General features: G+C 72.7%; 15 protein-coding genes. 10 read left to right on the plus strand and 5 right to left on the minus strand.

What is annotated here, in order from left to right; genetic code table 11:
- Positions 1 to 334 precede the first annotated feature (334 nt).
- The 3 genes from ABZ887_RS46625 to ABZ887_RS46635 all read left to right on the plus strand — a co-directional run bounded on the left by ABZ887_RS46625 (position 335) and on the right by ABZ887_RS46635 (position 2,884).
- Positions 335 to 1,522, plus strand: a complete 1,188-nt coding sequence (locus ABZ887_RS46625) for an FAD-dependent oxidoreductase (RefSeq protein ID WP_361304961.1) — start codon at positions 335 to 337, stop codon at positions 1,520 to 1,522.
- 21 nt (positions 1,523 to 1,543) lie between these two features.
- A complete protein-coding gene (locus ABZ887_RS46630; RefSeq protein ID WP_361304963.1) occupies positions 1,544 to 1,738 on the plus strand; it encodes a ferredoxin in 195 nt (64 codons plus the stop codon).
- Positions 1,739 to 1,942: 204 nt separating this feature from the next.
- Positions 1,943 to 2,884 (plus strand): SDR family NAD(P)-dependent oxidoreductase, encoded by a 942-nt coding sequence (locus ABZ887_RS46635; RefSeq protein ID WP_361304965.1) that lies wholly within the window; start codon positions 1,943 to 1,945, stop codon positions 2,882 to 2,884.
- A gap of 90 nt (positions 2,885 to 2,974) precedes the next feature.
- On the opposite strand, the gene ABZ887_RS46640 is transcribed toward ABZ887_RS46635, so the two are convergent.
- Entirely contained in the window at positions 2,975 to 4,162 is a 1,188-nt protein-coding gene (locus ABZ887_RS46640) for an acyl-CoA dehydrogenase family protein (RefSeq protein WP_361304967.1), read from the minus strand.
- 56 nt (positions 4,163 to 4,218) lie between these two features.
- Here ABZ887_RS46640 and ABZ887_RS46645 point away from each other — a divergent pair, with 56 nt between their 5' ends.
- The 4 genes from ABZ887_RS46645 to ABZ887_RS46660 are packed head-to-tail and all read left to right on the plus strand — an operon-like array spanning position 4,219 to position 9,304.
- Positions 4,219 to 5,316 carry a CaiB/BaiF CoA-transferase family protein gene (locus tag ABZ887_RS46645; RefSeq protein WP_361304969.1) on the plus strand — a complete coding sequence of 366 codons (1,098 nt, stop codon included), beginning with the start codon at positions 4,219 to 4,221 and terminating at the stop codon, positions 5,314 to 5,316.
- Positions 5,317 to 5,375: 59 nt separating this feature from the next.
- Positions 5,376 to 6,524: a thiolase family protein gene (locus ABZ887_RS46650; RefSeq protein ID WP_361304971.1), complete on the plus strand. Its 1,149-nt coding sequence runs from the start codon at positions 5,376 to 5,378 to the stop codon at positions 6,522 to 6,524.
- Between the two features lies 1 nt (position 6,525).
- Positions 6,526 to 8,205, plus strand: a complete 1,680-nt coding sequence (locus tag ABZ887_RS46655) for an AMP-binding protein (RefSeq protein ID WP_361304973.1) — start codon at positions 6,526 to 6,528, stop codon at positions 8,203 to 8,205.
- A gap of 43 nt (positions 8,206 to 8,248) precedes the next feature.
- Positions 8,249 to 9,304, plus strand: coding sequence for an LLM class F420-dependent oxidoreductase (locus ABZ887_RS46660; protein WP_361304975.1), 1,056 nt, complete (start codon positions 8,249 to 8,251; stop codon positions 9,302 to 9,304).
- Here the strand turns inward: ABZ887_RS46660 and ABZ887_RS46665 are convergent.
- Entirely contained in the window at positions 9,285 to 10,370 is a 1,086-nt protein-coding gene (locus tag ABZ887_RS46665; RefSeq protein WP_361304977.1) for an acyl-CoA dehydrogenase family protein, read from the minus strand. The two genes, ABZ887_RS46660 and ABZ887_RS46665, sit on opposite strands and share 20 nt — an antisense overlap.
- A 128-nt stretch (positions 10,371 to 10,498) precedes the next feature.
- On the opposite strand from ABZ887_RS46665, the gene ABZ887_RS46670 reads away from it, so the two are divergent.
- Entirely contained in the window at positions 10,499 to 11,302 is an 804-nt protein-coding gene (locus ABZ887_RS46670) for an enoyl-CoA hydratase/isomerase family protein (RefSeq protein ID WP_361304979.1), read from the plus strand.
- An 88-nt stretch (positions 11,303 to 11,390) separates the two neighbouring features.
- Here the strand turns inward: ABZ887_RS46670 and ABZ887_RS46675 are convergent, their stop codons facing one another.
- Entirely contained in the window at positions 11,391 to 12,632 is a 1,242-nt protein-coding gene (locus tag ABZ887_RS46675) for a MaoC family dehydratase N-terminal domain-containing protein (RefSeq protein ID WP_361304981.1), read from the minus strand.
- Positions 12,629 to 14,197, minus strand: coding sequence for a class I adenylate-forming enzyme family protein (locus ABZ887_RS46680; RefSeq protein WP_361304982.1), 1,569 nt, complete (start codon positions 14,195 to 14,197; stop codon positions 12,629 to 12,631). Before ABZ887_RS46680 ends, ABZ887_RS46675 begins: the two co-directional genes overlap by 4 nt.
- 149 nt (positions 14,198 to 14,346) lie before the next feature.
- Between ABZ887_RS46680 and ABZ887_RS46685 the strand changes: the two genes are divergently transcribed.
- Together ABZ887_RS46685 and ABZ887_RS46690 are read left to right on the plus strand one after the other, a co-directional pair.
- The gene (locus ABZ887_RS46685) at positions 14,347 to 15,114 is read left to right on the plus strand and encodes an SDR family NAD(P)-dependent oxidoreductase (protein ID WP_361304984.1); all 768 of its coding nucleotides are present in this window, start codon (positions 14,347 to 14,349) and stop codon (positions 15,112 to 15,114) included.
- Positions 15,111 to 15,881 (plus strand): crotonase/enoyl-CoA hydratase family protein, encoded by a 771-nt coding sequence (locus ABZ887_RS46690; protein ID WP_361304986.1) that lies wholly within the window; start codon positions 15,111 to 15,113, stop codon positions 15,879 to 15,881. Before ABZ887_RS46685 ends, ABZ887_RS46690 begins: the two co-directional genes overlap by 4 nt.
- A 75-nt stretch (positions 15,882 to 15,956) precedes the next feature.
- On the opposite strand, the gene ABZ887_RS46695 is transcribed toward ABZ887_RS46690, so the two are convergent.
- Complete coding sequence (locus tag ABZ887_RS46695) at positions 15,957 to 16,886, minus strand: cyclase family protein (protein WP_361305035.1); 930 nt, start codon at positions 16,884 to 16,886, stop codon at positions 15,957 to 15,959.
- Positions 16,887 to 16,900 lie beyond the last annotated feature (14 nt).

Here is a 16,900-nt window from a genome sequence, read left to right on the forward strand (position 1 = left end):
GCCCCCCCGGGCGGGGGGGGCGGGGGTTCCCGCCCCCGCCCACCCCCCCCCCCCCCGGGGGGGGGGTCCCCTCCCGCGCCGGGGCCCCCCCCCCCCCCCCCCGGGACCGGATCCGCGCGGTGGCGCCGACGCGGCGCGCGAGGCCCGGCCGGCCGCCCCACGCGGGCGGTCCCGCGGACCGGTCCGCTCTGTTTCATTGTTTCGACCGGTAAGTATAAGTTACGTGGCAAGACTGCGCGAAGCTGCATCGGAGTGACGGTATGAGGATCGAGCAGGGTTTCCCGGACGGCGGCCGACGGCTGCCGGCCCGGGCGGTGGTCGCCGGAGCGGGCGCATGACCGCCCCCGCGCGGCTCCTGGTGGTGGGCGCCTCGGCGTCCGGGCTGACCACCGTGGAGGCCGTGAGGCGCAAGGGGTACTCCGGCGAGGTCGTCGTGATCGGCGACGAGCCGCACGCGCCCTACGACCGGCCGCCCCTGTCCAAGCAGGTCCTCTCCGGCGCGTGGGAGGCGGAACGGGCGGCGCTGCGGACGGACGAGGTCCTCTCGGGGCTCGACGCCCAGTTCGTGCTCGGTGAGGAAGCCGTCGGCCTCGACGTGGCCACCCGCACCGTGCGGACGGCGGCGGGGCGTGAACTGTCCGCGGACGCGGTCGTGATCGCCACGGGCGTGCGGGCCCGCATGCTGCCCGGGCAGGACGGTCTGGCGGGCGTGTACGTCCTGCGCAGCCTCGAGGACGCCCTGGCCCTGAAGGAGGAGCTGCGGCCGGGAGTGCGCCTGGTCGTGGTCGGAGAGGGCGTGCTCGGGTCCGAGATCGCCGCCACCGCGTGCACGCTCGGTGTGGACGTGACCCTCACCGGTCCGCTCGACGCGCCGATGGCCCTGCAGGTGGGCCCGATGGTGTCCGGGCTGCTGGGCGACCTGCACCGCGAGCGCGGCGTACGGCTGCGGCTGGGCGCGGGCTGCGCGGGGCTGACCAGCCAGGACGGCCGGGTCACCGGAGTCGAGCTGAGCACGGGGGAGACCCTGCCGGCCGAGGTCGTGGTCGTCACGATCGGCGCGGTGCCGGCGACGCAGTGGCTGGCGGACAGCGGACTCACCCTTGACAACGGCGTGGTGTGCGACTCCCGTTGCCGCGCGGCCGACGGGATCTACGCGGTCGGCGACGTGGCCCGGTTCCACCACGAGGGCTACGGCCGCCTGGTCCGGCTGGAGAACCGTACGAACGCCACCGAGCAGGCGGCGGCCGTCGCCGCGGCGATCCTCGGCGACGACCGGCCCTACGCGCCGGTGCCGTATTTCTGGACCGACCAGTTCGACGCCAAGCTCCAGGTGCACGGCATGCTGCCGGCCGACGCCGAGGCGGAGATCGTCGAGGGCGAGGTGGCCGCCCGGCGGTTCGTCGCCCGGTACACCGTCGACGGCGCCGTGACCGGTGTCCTCGGCTGGAACATGCCCAAGCAGACGCGGCTGCGCCGCCAGGAGGTCGTCGACGGCCTTCACATCCCGGTTTCCACCACCTGAACCCCACCCAGGAGAAGTGCCATGAAAGTTGTCATCGACGAAGAGAAGTGCTGCGCCGCCGGGCAGTGTGTCGCCGCCGCCCCGGACGTCTTCGACCAGCGGGACGAGGACGGCATCGTCGTGCTGCTGAACGAGACCCCGGGCCCCGAGCTGGCGGACGACGTCCGCAACGCGGCCGCCGTGTGCCCCGCGCTCGCCATCCGCATCGAGGAGTGACCGCCCGCCTTCGTGACGAAGGCGGCGACTGCCGGGGTCCGGGGCTCCGGCGGTCTCCCCACACCTGGCACGGAGCCCGTGCCACCGAGTCTCCCGCCGCCGGACGGCGGCGGGCGCACCACATGTGACAGTTCGTCAGAGCCGGGGGCCGGTGCTCCTCCACCGGCGCTTCACGGGACAAGCGCAGTACGACAGGAGTCGTCGATGGACCAGTTGAGCTTCGAAGGACGGGTGGCCGTCGTCACGGGGGCGGGCCGGGGGATCGGCCGGGCCCATGCCCGGCTGCTGGCCGAGCGGGGGGCCAAGGTCGTCGTCAACGACCTCGGCGGATCGATGGCGGGCGAGGGCACGGACGCCGGTCCGGCGCAGAAGGTGGCCGACGCGATCGTGGCGGCCGGCGGCGAGGCCGTCGCCGACACCCATGACGTCTCCACGGAGGCGGGCGGCAAGGCCATCGTCGACTCCGCGCTGGAGGCCTTCGGCCGGATCGACATCGTCGTGAACAACGCCGGCATCATCCGGTGGGCGGGGCTGCCGGAGGTCGACCTGGACAACCTCGAACGCCATCTCGCCGTACACCTGCTGGGTTCCTTCAACACCATGAAGGCCGCCTGGCCGCACTTCGTCGAGCAGGGCTACGGACGGGTCGTGCTGACGACCTCCGCCGGCTTCTTCGGGCTCGACAACAACCTCTCCTACGCCGCGGCCAAGGGCGGGGTCATCGGTCTGGCCCGCAGCGCGCGGCTGGCCGGTGAGCCCCACGGCATCAAGGTGAACGTGATCGCCCCGGCCGCGCTGACCCGGATGGGCGGCATCGAGGACGAGGCCGCGGCCGACGCCGCCGCCCAGCAGGCAGGCATGACCTCGGAGGCGGTGTCCCCCATGGTCGCCTACCTCGCGCACGAGGACTGCCCGGTCAACGGCGAGATCTACGCGGCGGGCGCGGGCCGGTTCGCGCGCTTCTTCATCGGCTCCACGCCGGGCTTCGTGTACGAGGGCGGGCTCCCCACCGTCGAGGACGTCGCCGGGAACTGGGACGCCATCAACGACGAGAAGGGCTACTACGTCCCGTCCGACCTGATGGCCTGGACGGGCGCGTTCCTCGGGCACCAGTTCAGCGAGAAGCCCGGCACCGAGGCCTCGTAGGCCTCGTGGCCACCGGACGTGTGTCCCCTCGCGGGGCGCGCGGAGTGAGAGGGGGAGCCCCGCTTGGGTGGCGCGGGCGCCCCCTCTTCCTCATGCCTTCCCGGCCGGCCTCGGCCCCGCCAGGTCGCGGCCGATGATCTCCTTCATGATCTCGGTGGTTCCCCCGACGATGGTCTGCACCCGCGCGTCCGCGTACGCGCGCGAGATCCGGTACTCGTCCATGTAGCCGTAGCCGCCGTGCAGCTGGAGGCAGGCGGCGACCACCCGGTTCTGGAGTTCGGTGGCCCACCACTTGGCCTTGGCGCCGGTGACGGCGTCGAACGTGCCCTCGTTGAGGTCGAGGATGCAGCGCTCCAGATAGCCGCGCGTCACCTCGACCTCCGTCGTCAGCTCGGCGAGCCGGAACCGGGTGTTCTGGAAGTCGACGAGCCGCCGCCCGAACACCTGCCGCTCCCGGGTGTACTCCAGCGTCCAGCGTACGGCCGCCTCCGCCGCAGTCACCGCACGCCAGGCGATGGACAGCCGCTCCAGCGGGAGCTGGGCGGTGAGCTGGCCGAAGCCCGACCCCTCCTCGCCGAGCAGCGCCCCGGCGGGCAGCCGCAGGTCGTCGAAGTACAGCTCCGCGGTGTCCTGGGCGTGCAGCCCCAGCTTCTTGAGCTTGGGACCTCGTTGGAATCCCGGTGCCGCCGACGGCACCAGGAACAGGGAGAGCCGGGCCCGGCCGGACGCCTCCCCGGTGCGGGCGGCCACGATCACCAGGTCCGAGCTGGAGCCGCTGGTGATGAAGGTCTTGGCGCCGTTCAGCACCCAGTCGGAGCCGTCCCGCCGGGCCGCGGTGCGGATGCCCCGCAGGTCGCTGCCGCCGCCCGGCTCGGTCATCGCGATCGAGGTGACCACCTCGCCCGCCGCCATCCCCGGCAGCCAGCGGCTCTGCTGCTCCTCGGTCCCGAACCGGACCAGGTACGAGCCGACGATGTCCTCGTTGATGCTGAAACCGGAGGCCAGCGCGGCCGCCCCCACCTCGGCCAGCTCCTCCTGGATCACGCAGCGGAAGCGGTAGTCGGCCGAACCCGCCCCGCCGAACCGCTCGGGAATGCGCAGCCCCAGCACGCCCGCCGACGCCGCGGCCTTCCACACGGAGCGGTCGACGAGGCGCGCCTCCTCCCACTCCTCCAGATACGGCACCACCGAACGTTCCACCAGGCTGCGCACGGTCCGGCGGAAGGCTGCGTGATCGTCCTCGTAGAAGGTGTACGGCATCGGCTGCTCCCGGGTCATTATCTAAATCCGCTAACTGATATACCCTATGGCGTCGAGTCATCATAGGAGGACCGATGTCACCGGTTCCACCCCTCGGCGGGCTGCGGGTCCTGGAGTTCCTCGGCCTCGGTCCAGGGCCGTTCGCCGGCATGCTGCTGGCCGATCTGGGCGCCGACGTCCTGGCCGTGGCCCGGCCGGGAGCCGTCCGGCCCGCGCTGGTGGAGAATCGTCCCGTCGTCGAGCTCGACGTGAAGTCGGCCGAGGGCCGTGGGCAGGCGTTGCGGCTCGCCGAGAACTGCGACGTCCTGGTCGAGGGCTTCCGCCCCGGTGTCATGGAGCGCCTCGGGCTGGGGCCGGACGACGTCCGCGACCGCAACCCCGGGCTGGTCTACGCCCGGATGACCGGCTGGGGACAGCGCGGCCCGCTCGCGCCCACCGCCGGGCACGACATCAACTACATTGCGATCACCGGTGCGCTGCACCACGCCGCCCGCCACGGCGAGGCGCCCACCCCGACCGCCAACCTGCTCGGCGACTTCGGCGCGGGCGGCATGTACCTGGTGATGTCGGTCCTGGCCGCGCTGCACGAGCGCGCGCGGACCGGCCTGGGCCGGGTGCTCGACGTGGCCATCGTGGACGGCACGACCTACCTCACCGCGATGCTGCACGAGTACCGGTCCCGGGGCACCTGGTCGGATGTCGCCGGCACCAACCGCCTGGACACCGGGGCGCCCTACTACGACGTCTATGCCTGCGCCGACGGCGGCCACGTCGCGGTCGGCGCCCTGGAGGCACCGTTCTTCGCCGCGCTGGCCGAGCTGCTCGGACTCGACCCCGCCTGGAACGGCGTGCGTGAGGACCCCGCCCGCTGGCCCGAGCTGCGCCGGGACATGGCCGCGGCCCTGCTCCGGCGCACCCGGGACGAATGGGCGGCCGCCGCCGCGGGCACCGACGCCTGCCTGACCCCGGTACTGAACCTCGCCGAGGCGGCCGGGCACCCGCACCTGCGCGCCCGAGGGGCCCTGGTGCCCGCCCCGGACGGCCGGCCGGGATGGCGGCCGACCCTGGGCGGCGGGCCGTCGGCGCGCGCCCGGCCGGCCGGGGGAGCGACCACGCCGGCGGCGGAGGCCCTCACCCGGTGGGGGCCGACGGAGCACGGCACCGACACCTGACCCGACCGCCCGTGCGACTGCAGCCGGGCGGCGGAACCTTGAAGTGGGAGCGAGGAGAGATGACGGCACGTCAGGCAGTGATCGTGGACGCGGTTCGCACCCCCATCGGGAAGCGCAACGGATCACTGAGCGAGGTCCATCCCGTGGACCTGTCCGCGGTGGTCCTACGCGCACTGGTGGACCGGACGGGGATCCCGCCGGAGTACGTCGAGGACGTGATGTGGGGCTGCGTCACGCAGCTGGGAGACCAGTCCAGCAACATCGCCCGGTTCACCACCCTCGCGGCCGGCTGGCCCGAGAGCATTCCGGGTGTCACCTTCAACCGGGCCTGCGGATCCAGCCAGCAGGCCATCGAGTCCGCGGTGCACGCCGTCGTCGCGGGCGCCTACGACTGGGTGGTCGCGGGCGGCGTCGAGACCATGTCCAGGGTCCCGCTCGGCGCCGCCCGCCAGACCGGCCTGCCCTACGGCCGGACCGTACTGGACCGCTACGGGACCGATCGGCTGGAGCAGGGCACCGGCGCGGAGATGATCGCCCGCAAGTGGGGGCTGAGCCGGCAACGGCTCGACGAGTACGCCTCCCGTTCCCACGAGCTGGCGGCGGCCGCCATCGACGCCCGCGTCTTCGACGGCCAGCTGGTCACCGTGCCGGCCGCGCCGGACCTGACCCAGGACGAGGGGCTGCGCCGCGGCACCTCGCCCGCCACTCTGGCGAAACTGAAGCCTTCGTTCGAGGAGGACGGCGTCATCCACGCGGGCAACGCGTCGCAGATCTCCGACGGCGCCGCCGCCCTGCTCATCACGACGGCCGACCTGGCCCGCGCGCACGGCCTGCGGCCGCTGGCGACGATCCGGGCGGGCGCCGTCGTCGGAGACGACCCCGTGATGATGCTGACCGCCCCCATCCCGGCCACCCGCAAGGTCCTCGACCGGGCGGGCCTGACGATCGACGACATCGGCGCCTTCGAGGTCAACGAGGCCTTCGCACCCGTACCCCTCGCCTGGCAGACCGAGCTCAAGGCCGACCCCGACCGGGTCAACCCGCTCGGCGGGGCCATCGCCGTGGGACACCCGCTCGGTGCCTCCGGTGCCATCCTCGCCACCCGGCTGCTGCACCACATGCGCCGCGAAGGTATCCGGTTCGGGCTGCAGACCATGTGCGAGGGCGGCGGCACCGCCAACGCCACCGTCTTCGAACTGGCTGGCTGACATGGGCGCGACACCGACCGCGGAGGGGACGGCAGTGGGCGTGACACCCGAGCAACTGGGGCGTGACCGCGCGCTGTTGCGGGACCGCTGGTACCGGGAGGGCCACTACTCCTCGCGGACCATGGCCGAGGCGCTGGAGGACGCCGGCCGGCGCGTACCCGGAACCCGATTCGTGTTCGCCACGGAGTCGGAGACGACCACGGTGACGCTGGCGGACGTGCTCGCGCTCGGCCGCCGGGCGGCGGCCGGACTGCGCCGGCTGGGGGTGCGGCCCGGTGACGTGGTCGCCGTCCAGGTGCCCAACCGCCTGGAGCTGGTGGTCTCGTACTTCGGGGCATGGCTGGCCGGGGCGGTCGTCCTGCCCATCACCCACATCTACGGCGCGGCCGAGGTCGGCGGCATCCTCCGCGACTCCCGGGCGAAGGTGCTGATCCTGCCCGACGCCTGGCGGGCCATCGACTTCGTCGACCGGCTGGCCCGCCTCGACACGGGTCCGGACCTCGAACACGTCGTGATGATCGGCGAGCGGACGGCGCCGGACGCCGTCCCCTGGAACACGTTCCTCGCCGGGACGGAAGAGGTGCCGTCGCCCGCGGGCGTGCACGCCGACGACGTCTGCGCGGTGATCTACACCTCGGGCACGACCGGGGTCCCCAAAGGCGTGCAGCACACGCACAACACCCTGCTGCACGAACTGCGCAAGGGCGACCTGATGAACGAGGCCGGCCCGGACGACACCCGCCTCATACCCTGGCCCTCGGGCCATGTCGCGGGGCTGCTGGCCGCGTGCAGCGGGATCGTCGGCGGCACCGACACCGTGCACATGGACCGCTGGCAGCCCCGCCGCGCGGTGGAACTCGTCGAGTCGTTCCGCTGCACCATCACCAGTGGCACACCGCTGCACGTGGAGGCGATACTCAAGGCCGCCGAGGAACACGGCCGGGACATCTCCAGCCTGCGGTTCGTGCAGATCGGCGCCGCCAACGTGCCGCCCGCGCTGGTCGCCAGGGCCGACGCCGCGGGCATCGTCGTCGCGCGGGCCTACGGCAGCACCGAGCACCCCCGCTGCGCGACCTCCCCGCTGGACGCCTCCGCCCGCCAGCGGTCGCAGACCGACGGACTGGTGCGGTTCGGCGACGAGGTACGGATCGTCGACGAGAACCTGCGACCGGTGCCGCTGGGATCGGAGGGCGAGGTGCTGACCCGCGGGCCCAGCCAGTTCGTCGGCTACCGCGATCCGGCCTACGACGCCTCGGCGTTCGCGCCGGGCGGCTGGTTCCGTACCGGCGACGTCGGACGGCTCGACGAGGACGGCCACCTGACCATCACCGACCGCATCAAGGACATCATCATCCGGGGAGGGGAGAACATCGCCTCCAAGGAGGTCGAGGACATCCTGGCCACCCATCCCCGGGTCCGGCACGCTGCGGTGGTCGCCGAACCCGACCCGCGCTACGGGGAGCGGGTGGCCGCGTTCGTGGTCCTCGACGGCGGCACCCTGGACGTCGAGGAGGTCCGCGAGCTGTTCGCGCGCCACCGGGTCGCCCCCCAGAAGGCCCCGGAGCGCATCGAGGTCGTGCCCGAGCTGCCGAGGGCGCCCTCGGGCAAGGTCCGCAAGTTCGAGCTGCGCGACCGGCTGCGCGCGGCCGCGGGCGAGGCCGTCGAAGGCGGCCGTCCGTGAACCGGCGCACGGCCACGGCCCGGCCGGGAGAGGAGGGTTCCCCATGGATGTGGGACTGCTCATGAGCTACTCGGGCGGCTTCGCCGAAGCCGCCCGGGGGCTCGCCGACTTCGAGGCGGCCGGGGTGGACTCGGTCGTGCTGCCCGAGGCCTACACCTTCGACTCGGTGAGCCAGCTCGGCTATCTCGCCGCCCGTACGGAGCGGATGCGCATCGCCTCCGGCATCCTCAACGCGTACTCGCGCACCCCCGCGCTGCTCGCGATGACCGCCGCCGGGCTCGACTTCGTGTCGGAGGGCCGGTTCGAGCTGGGCCTCGGGGCATCCGGGCCGCAGGTGGTGGAGGGCTTCCACGGGCTGCCGTACACCGCGCCGCTGGCCCGGATCCGGGAAGTGGTCGAGATCTGCCGGACGGTCTGGCGGCGCGAACCCCTGAGCCACGAGGGCCGGCACTTCCAGCTGCCGCTGACCGCCGAGCGCGGCGGTACCGGGCACGCCGGCCGGCCCCTGCGGCTGATCAACCACCCGGTGCGGCCCGACATCCCGATCGTGCTGGCCGCGCTGGGCGCCAAGAGCGTGGAGACGGCGGCCGAACTCTGCGAGGGCTGGCAGCCGACGCTGTTTCTCCCCGAGTCCGCCAAGGAGGTGTTCGGGCCTTCGCTGGAGGCCGGCCGGGCCAGGCGTCCGGACGGGCTGCCGACGCTCCGGATCATCGCCGACGTGAAGGTCCTGGTCAGCGAGGACGAGGCGGAACTCGCGGCGGGCCGGCAGCGGGTGCGGGAGTACATCGCCCTGTACGTCGGCGGCATGGGCGCCCGCGGCAGGAACTTCTACAACGACCTCGTGGGCCGGTACGGCTTCGCGGAGCCGGCGGCCCGGATCGAGGAGCTGTACCGGACGGGCCGGAAGGCCGAGGCGGCCGCCGCGGTCCCCGGCGAACTGGTCGACAGGGTCGCTCTGGTGGGACCTCCCGGCCTGGTGGCGGAACGGGTGGCCGCCTACCGCGAGAGCGGGGTGACGGGCCTGAACGCCTCGCCGGTCGCGGACACCCACGACCGGCGGGTCGCCGACCTGGCCCTGCTCAAGCGGCTCGCCGGGTGAGACGCGCGCGTTCGAGGTGCGCGAGCACCCGTTCGTGATGGTGGGCGGCGGTGCCGTGCACCAGCGCGTCCACCGTCGCCCGCCGCAGGTACAGATGCAGGTCGTGCTCCCAGGTGAAGCCGATCCCGCCGTGCGACTGAAGGGCCTCCCCGGCGATCTCGGGGAGGCTCTCGCTCGCGAAGGCCTTGGCCACGGAGGCCGCCGTCGTCGCGTCGTCGCGCTCCGCGTCGAAGGCCAGCGCCGCGTAGTAGGTGGCCGCCCGCACGCCGCGCAGCGCGATCAGCATGTCGGCCGCCTTGTGCTTCACCGCCTGGAAGCTGCCCAGCGGCCGCCCGAACTGCTCGCGTACGGTCACATGGCCGACCGTCATCTCCAGCAGCCGCTCCCCGGCTCCCAGCGCGTCCGCGGCCGTCAGGACCGCCATCGCGTCCACCCAGCGGCGCGCCTCGGCCGGGTCGGCGGCCAGTATCCCGTCGCCGGCCACGGTCACCTCGTCGAACAGGACGTCGTACCAGGACCGGGTCAGGTCCAGGGTGGTACGCCGTTCGGTGCGGACGTCCGACGCCGGCACCAGCAGGACGCACGGCTCGTCCCCGGTGACCGCCACCAGCAGCAGGTCGGCGCAGCCGGCGGCGTGGACGGCGGCTGCCCGGCCCGAGATCACGAAGGACCGCCCCGACCGTCGTACGGCCAGGGAGGCCTGGTGCACGAAGGCGGCCTTCCGCCGTCCCTCGGCGAGTTCCGACGCGAGCGGGGCGGTGCCGCCGCGGGCCGCGGCCCAGGACGCCAGTGCCGTCTCCGGGAAAGGGCCCGGCGCCGCGGCGCGCCCGAGTTCCTCGGCGACCAGGCAGAGTTCCACCAGCCCCTGCCCGGCGCCGCCCGAGTCCTCGGGGGAGGCCAGCCCCGTCCAGCCCATCCGCACCCCCCGCTCCCACAGCTTGTCGTCGACGTCCCGCCCCGCTTCCACGACCGCCCGGACGGTCCCCGGCGGGCAGTCCGAGGTCAGGAGATCACGCGATATCTCGCGCAGCGCGTCCTGTTCCTCGGAGAGTTCGAAGTCGACCATCGACCGTTCCTTCCTGGGGCTCCAGCTGCGATCACTGGTCTGGGATTGAGTGCAATGATTAAGCTATCTGGGATGTCGGCTCGGGAGAAGCCCGTGGGCCGCGAAGCTGGTGGGGGAGAGGAGCGATCATGTCGGATCAGCAGGCCGGCGGTGCCGCGCACGGCTACGAGACCGTGCTGTACGAGGTGGAGGGCCACGTCGCCACGGTGACCCTCAACCGTCCGGACAAGCTCAACGCGTTCAACCAGGTCATGGTGGACGAGTTCCGGGTCCTCTGGGAGCGGGTGCGCACCGACGACGACGTCCACGCGGTGGTGCTGCGGGCGGCGGGCGAGCGGGCCTTCTGTACCGGCACCGACGTGACCGACCGGATCCATCTCGCCGACAACGTGTGGAGCCGGGACGACCCCGGGCGGGGCCTCAGCCCCAAGCAGAACAGGGTCTGGAAGCCCGTCGTCGCCGCGGTGCACGGCATGGTCGCGGGCGGCGCCTTCTACTGGCTGAACGACTGCGACATCGTCATCGGCGCCGATGACGCCACCTTCTTCGATCCTCACGTGAGCTACGGCATGACGTCCGCGCTGGAGCCCATCGGGCTGGCCCGCCGCATCCCGCTGGGCGAGGCGCTGCGGTGGGCGCTGCTCGGGCTGGACGAGCGGATGTCGGCGGCCCGTGCGCGGGAGATCGGGCTGGTGTCCGAACTGGTGCCCTACACGCAGTTGTGGGGCCGGGCCGACGAACTGGCCCGCATCATCGCGGCCAAGCCCCCGGAGGCCGTGCAGGGCACTGTGCGGGCGATCTGGGAGACGCACGGCCTGGACCGTGAGACGGCCCAGGCGCTCGGCTGGCACTACACCACGATCGGCAACCCCCTCGGCAAGCCGCAGGTCTCGCGGGAGAACTTCGTCAAGCCGAGGTGGACGCTGCGCTGACGGGCACGGCTACGTTCCAGGCTGCCGAGCTTGGCCGGCCCGGTCGGCCCGGTCACCCCGGCCGGTCCGGTAGGACCGGCCGGTCCGGTCAGTCCGCGAACCGTGCGATCTCCAGGTCGAGCAGATCGCCGAGGCTGTCCGCCGGGGGATCCGGCAGCCGGACCGGTGACCGCCGGTCCGGCAGCAGGACCACCGCCCGTCCCGGTGTGGAGACCTCGCCGCGCTGGTTGTGGCACGAGATGTCGATGTGCACCTCGTTGCGGCCGTCGACCACCACCTTGTCCACCACCGTGCCGCGGACCCAGGTGGTGTCCCCGATGTAGTTGAACTTGCGGTGTTCGCAGCGGAGCCTGAAGAGCCAGCCGTCGTCGCCCATCCAGTCCGTGAGCGCGTGCGTCAGCCAGGTCTCGCGCATGCCGCCGTAGTCGTAGCTCATGGGGATGCCCAGCTCGTGCGCGCGTTCGGGCTCCCAGTGCAGCCGCTGCACGGTGTCCGGGATGTTCCTGGCGTTGGGCGGGTAGAGGCCGGGGGCCTTGCGGCGGACCCGCCGGGCGACCGCGAAGGCTCCCGGCGGGGTCAGCTGCATGCCCCAGCCGACGTGCCAGACCACGACGTCGGTCACGGTGAGCGGGCCCTTGACCCGGGGCTGGAGTTCGTCACCGACGCTGACGTCCTCGAAGTAGCGGGTGCGCGCCCCGCGCCGGGACTCGGCGTCGTACGCGGCGTCGATCTCCGCCAGCTCCTCCTCGGTGTACGGCGGGAAGTCCCGCGACTGCTTCTCGCCCGCGCGCTTCCTGCCGGTGTGCCGCTCGGTGTGGATCCAGGTGCCGCGCTGCACGGCGACCACCTGTCCGGCGCCGTCGGCGAACAGGAAGTCGTTGGTCACGTGGGCGGCGCGGCCGCCGAAGGAACTCGTCTTGACCTGCACGCCGACCTGGGTCCGCAGGCAGGAGCAGCGGTCGCCGAGGCGCAGCGGGCGGTAGTACTCGAACTCCATGACGGCCTGGTAGGCGCCGAGCCCGGCGAACGGGTCGCCTTTGAGGATCGCCTTGGCCCGGTCGTCCTGCTCCACCGCGTTCTCGCCCATGGTGTAGAGGAAGTTGGGCGGTGCGATCGTGCCCTGCCAGCGGGTGTCCGGGCCGTGCGCGGGGTCGCACCACAGAGGGTTGTCGTCGCCGTAGCCGAGAGCGAAGTGGCGTAGGCCGTCGGCCGTCACCTCCAGGTTGTGCGGCGGCAGCCGGCGCTGCGGGACGCCGATGCGGCGGCGCGAGCGCTCGACGGCCTCGTCGGTGAGCAGACCGTAGTCCGGTCGGTCCGTCAACGTGGTCAACTTCGCTCCTCTGTACGTGAGATGGACGTTTGTCCCGGCGGCGTGCTGATGGCGCCGAAGAGTTCCCGGAGGCGCGGGCGGTCGACCTTGAGCGAGGGGGTCCGCGGCAGCTGTTCCAGGATCAGTAGTTCCACCGGCATCTGGTACCGCGTCAGCCGCGCCGCGAGATGGTCGAGCAGTTCGCTTTCGCTGGCCTGTCCGCACAACGTGACTGCCGCGACGGGCACTTCGCCCAGCCGTTCGTCGGCGAGTGCGACGGCGGTCGCGTCGCTGACGGCCGGATGCAGGTGCAGTGCGTCCTCGATCACACTCGGCGGGATCTTGAAGCCGCCGCGGTTGATCGCGTCGTCCGCCCGGCCGTGGATGAAGAGGAACCCGTCCTCGTCCACCGAGGCCAGGTCGTTGGTGCGCAGCCAGTCGCCGTTTGCGGTGGACAGTTGCGGGCCGCGGACCTCCAGGAGCCCGATACCGCCGGGCGCCTGCACCTCCTCCTCGGCCGCGTGGTCGACGACACGCAGTTCGATCCCGGGGTGGGCGCGGCCCACGCTGCCGCGCTTGGCGGCGGCCCACTGGCGGTGGTCGGCGAGCGACCAGCCCGCGATGGCGCCGGCGAACTCGGTGGCGCCGTAGGTGGGCAGGATCGGCACTCCGTACCGAGCCTCGAACTCCTCGGCCAGTTCCGGCGGCAGAGGTGCGGTCCCCGAGCCGATCGCGCGCACGCTGCTGAAGGTGTCGGCCGGCAGCTCCGCGCGCAGCACCATGCGGATGGCGGTGGGCGGCAGTCGTAGCTGACGGGGCCGGTGCCGACGCACCAGCCCGGCCCACTCCTCGACCTGGAAGCGCTCCAGCAGTGCGACGGACCGTCCGTCCACGGCATGGGCGATCGCGAAGTAGAGCCCGCTGATGTGGGCGAGGGACGACCAGAGGATGACGTAACCCCGGCGCAGGCGTGGCCCCGCGCTGTCGTCGAGGACCGTGCCGGCGGCCTCGAAGGCGGCGGTGAGCTGCGGATAGCTCAGGGAGACGCGTTTGGGCTTGCCCGTGGTGCCGCTGGTCATCATCACCACGGCCACGTCGTCGACGGGGAGCCCGGCCGGTTCGGGTGTCCAGGACACCGGGTGGCGCCGCAGCCCCGACTCCGTCGACACGACCAGGGCGAGGGCTCGCGTGTCCTCGGCGGCGGCGCGCACGGAGTCGCGGCTCCAGTCCTCGTCGTCGGCGATGACGACGTCCGGGCGCAGTGCGCGGATGTCGTCGCCGAGACCTGTGTCGCCCACATGCGGGCTGAGGGTCACGACCTGCCGGCCGGTGGCGATCGTGGCGATCAGTGCGGCCATCTGGCCGGGCCGGTTGCGCAGCACGAGGCCGACCCGTCGGGCGCTGGGATGGTCACGCAGCAGCGTGTCCAGGTCGCGGGCGGCGTCGGCGAAGTACGACCACGGAAATTCCGACTCCGCGAAAGTCAGTGCCGTCGCGGTCGGCTCGACGTCCAGCACGTGGCGGAGCCAGTTCGAGAGCGGGGGCAAGCTGCGCCCGGCGGGAAGCGAGCGGGCCTGTTTCGTCATGGCACCCTTCTACGGAGAGGCGGGCCTTTGAGGTAAATTAGTTATTTGATTGTACCGATGCTGTCCGGGTGGGGCCAAGGGGCGCGGGATCGTCGGGCGCCCTGCCCGCCGATGCGCCGGTCCGCAGCCGGCCCGACTCCAGGAGAACCATGCGACTAGACGCGATCACCGCCCTCGTCACCGGCGGTGCCTCAGGCCTCGGGGCCGCGACCGCGGCGGCGTTCGCCGAGGCGGGGGCGAAGGTGGTCATCACCGACCTGCCCGGCTCGCCCGGTGCCGAGACCGCCGCCGCGATAGGGGGCGCAGTGCGGTTCGTGCCGGCCGACATCACCGACGAGGCGAGTCTGCGGGCCCCCCTCGAAGCCGCCCAGGAGAGTGGCAACCTGCGGGCCGTCGTGCACTGCGCGGGCCGCGGCGGCGACCGGCTGCGCATCCTCGACAAGTCGGGAGCCCCCGCCACACTGGACAGCTACCGGCAGGTCCTGGAGGTCAACCTGGTCGGCAGTTACAACGTCCTGCGGCTGGCCGCCGCCGCCATGGCGGGCAACACCGTCGAGGACGGCGACCGCGGCGCGATCGTGCTCACGGCCTCCGCGGCGGCCTTCGAAGGCCAGATCGGCCAGACCTCGTACGCCGCCTCCAAGGGCGGGGTGCACGCCATGACGCTGGTGGCCGCCCGAGACCTCGCCAGCTGGGCGATCCGGGTCAACACCATCGCGCCCGGCACCTTCGACACCCCGATGCTGGCCAGGCTCCGCGAGGACATCCGCCAGAGCATCGCCGAGACCATTCCCCACCCCAAGCGGCTCGGCAACCCCGAGGACTACGCCGACCTGGCCCTGACCCTGGTGCGCAACCCCTACCTCAACGGGGAGACCATCCGGCTCGACGGCGCGTTGCGCATGGGCCCGCGATGAGCGCCGAACCGGAGGTCCTGGTCGACCGGCACGACCGGATCCTGGTGATCACCCTCAACAGACCCGCGCAGAAGAACGCGATGACCCTGGCGGCCGCGCACGTCGTCGCGGAGGCCGTCGACCTCCTCGACGGCTCACCCGACCTGTCCGTCGCCGTGCTGACCGGCGCCGGCGGCACCTTCTGCGCGGGCATGGACCTCAAGCGGTTCGCACAGGGGGAACGGCCTGCCCTGCCGGGCCGTGGTTTCGGCGGGCTCGTCGAGGCCCCCCCGAAGAAACCGATCATCGCCGCCGTCGAGGGCTGGGCGCTCGGCGGCGGCTTCGAACTGGCCCTGGCCTGCGACATGGTGGTGGCCGCCGAGGGGGCTCGGTTCGGACTGCCCGAGGTCCGCCGGGGCCTGGTCGCCCGCGGCGGCGGCATGATCCGGCTGCCGCAGCGTCTGCCGCGGTCGGTCGCGATGGAACTGCTGCTCACCGGCGACCCCGTCGACGCGGCCCGGGCCGAGCGGCTGGGGCTCGTCAACCGCGTCGTGCCGGGAGGGCAGGCACGGGGGGCGGCCCTGGACCTCGCCGGACGAATCGCCGGGAACGCGCCCCTGGCCGTCCGGTGCGCGAAGGAGGTGGCGAGCGCCGCGTCCGACTGGTCGCAGGACGAGGTGTGGCTGCGGCAGGCGCCGTTCTCCGATGCGGTGTTCGCCTCGGACGACGCGAAGGAAGGGGCCCTGGCCTTCGTGGAACGCAGAGACCCCGTATGGACGGGGAGTTAGCGGGACGCCGTCCGAGGACGGATCCGGGCCGGTGCGGCGTCACCGCGTACTCGCCGCCGCACCGGCCTCCCGCCGTCAGCGGATCGCCACGGGGTTCACCATCCCGCCGGTGCTCCGCAGGAACCGCTCCGGCGTCGCGTTCAGCAGGAAGGTGTAGCGCCGGTCCTGGGCGCAGGCGGCCGCGAGGTCTTCGAGCACCCAGTTCTGCCCCTGGATCATGCCCATCATCACCAGGCAGAGGATGTGGACGGGGAGCATGACGTCCTCGACGTTCGAGGGCAGCAGCTCCATCGGCATGTTGTCGATCGCGGCCGCGGCCGCGCCCCGCTCGTGCAGGAAAAGCGGGGCGTCGTAGTCGAGCGCGGGCACCGGCCGCCGATAGGACGGCACGTCGCCCGCGAGGAAGTGCGTCACCTGCCCGGTCCGGACGAGGACGATGTCGCCCTCCTCCACCGGCGTGCCCTGGGCCTCCTCCACGGCCTCCAGGACCGCGCGTGTCACCGGGAACCGGCCGGGCAGCCGGTCGACGCCCTGGTGCCGGGCCACGTCCAGCAGGATGCCGCGCGACACGATCGTGCCGGCCGCCTCGATGCCGAGTCTGGTCGCCCCGGAGGCGTCGATCGTGTCCGCCGGCGTGCCGTTGTACATGACGCCGCGGTGGCTGCAGTGCGACAGGGCGTCCCAGTGCGTGCCGGCCTGGGTGGGCGTCACCACGATGTCGTCGCTGTACGCCACCGAGTCCGGGGACGCGGACATCGGCGTGTTGATCGCGAGCATGGTCCGGACCGGGTTGATGCGTCCCGGGACGCTCGTGCCGGACTGCTGCGGGCCGTCCAGCGAGAGCGGCATGGCGAGGGAGAACGACTCGCCCGTGACCACCGAGGCCGTCGCCTTCCTGACGACCTCGGGGGTGATGAAGTTGAGGGTGCCGAGCTGGTCGTCGGCGCCCCAGCGCTTCCAGTTGTTGACCCGCTCGGCCAAGGTGTCGAACTCGGCGACGCTCAGCACGGTTTCCGCCT

Source organism: Streptomyces sp. NPDC047061, assembly GCF_040643955.1.
GTDB lineage: Bacteria > Actinomycetota > Actinomycetes > Streptomycetales > Streptomycetaceae > Streptomyces.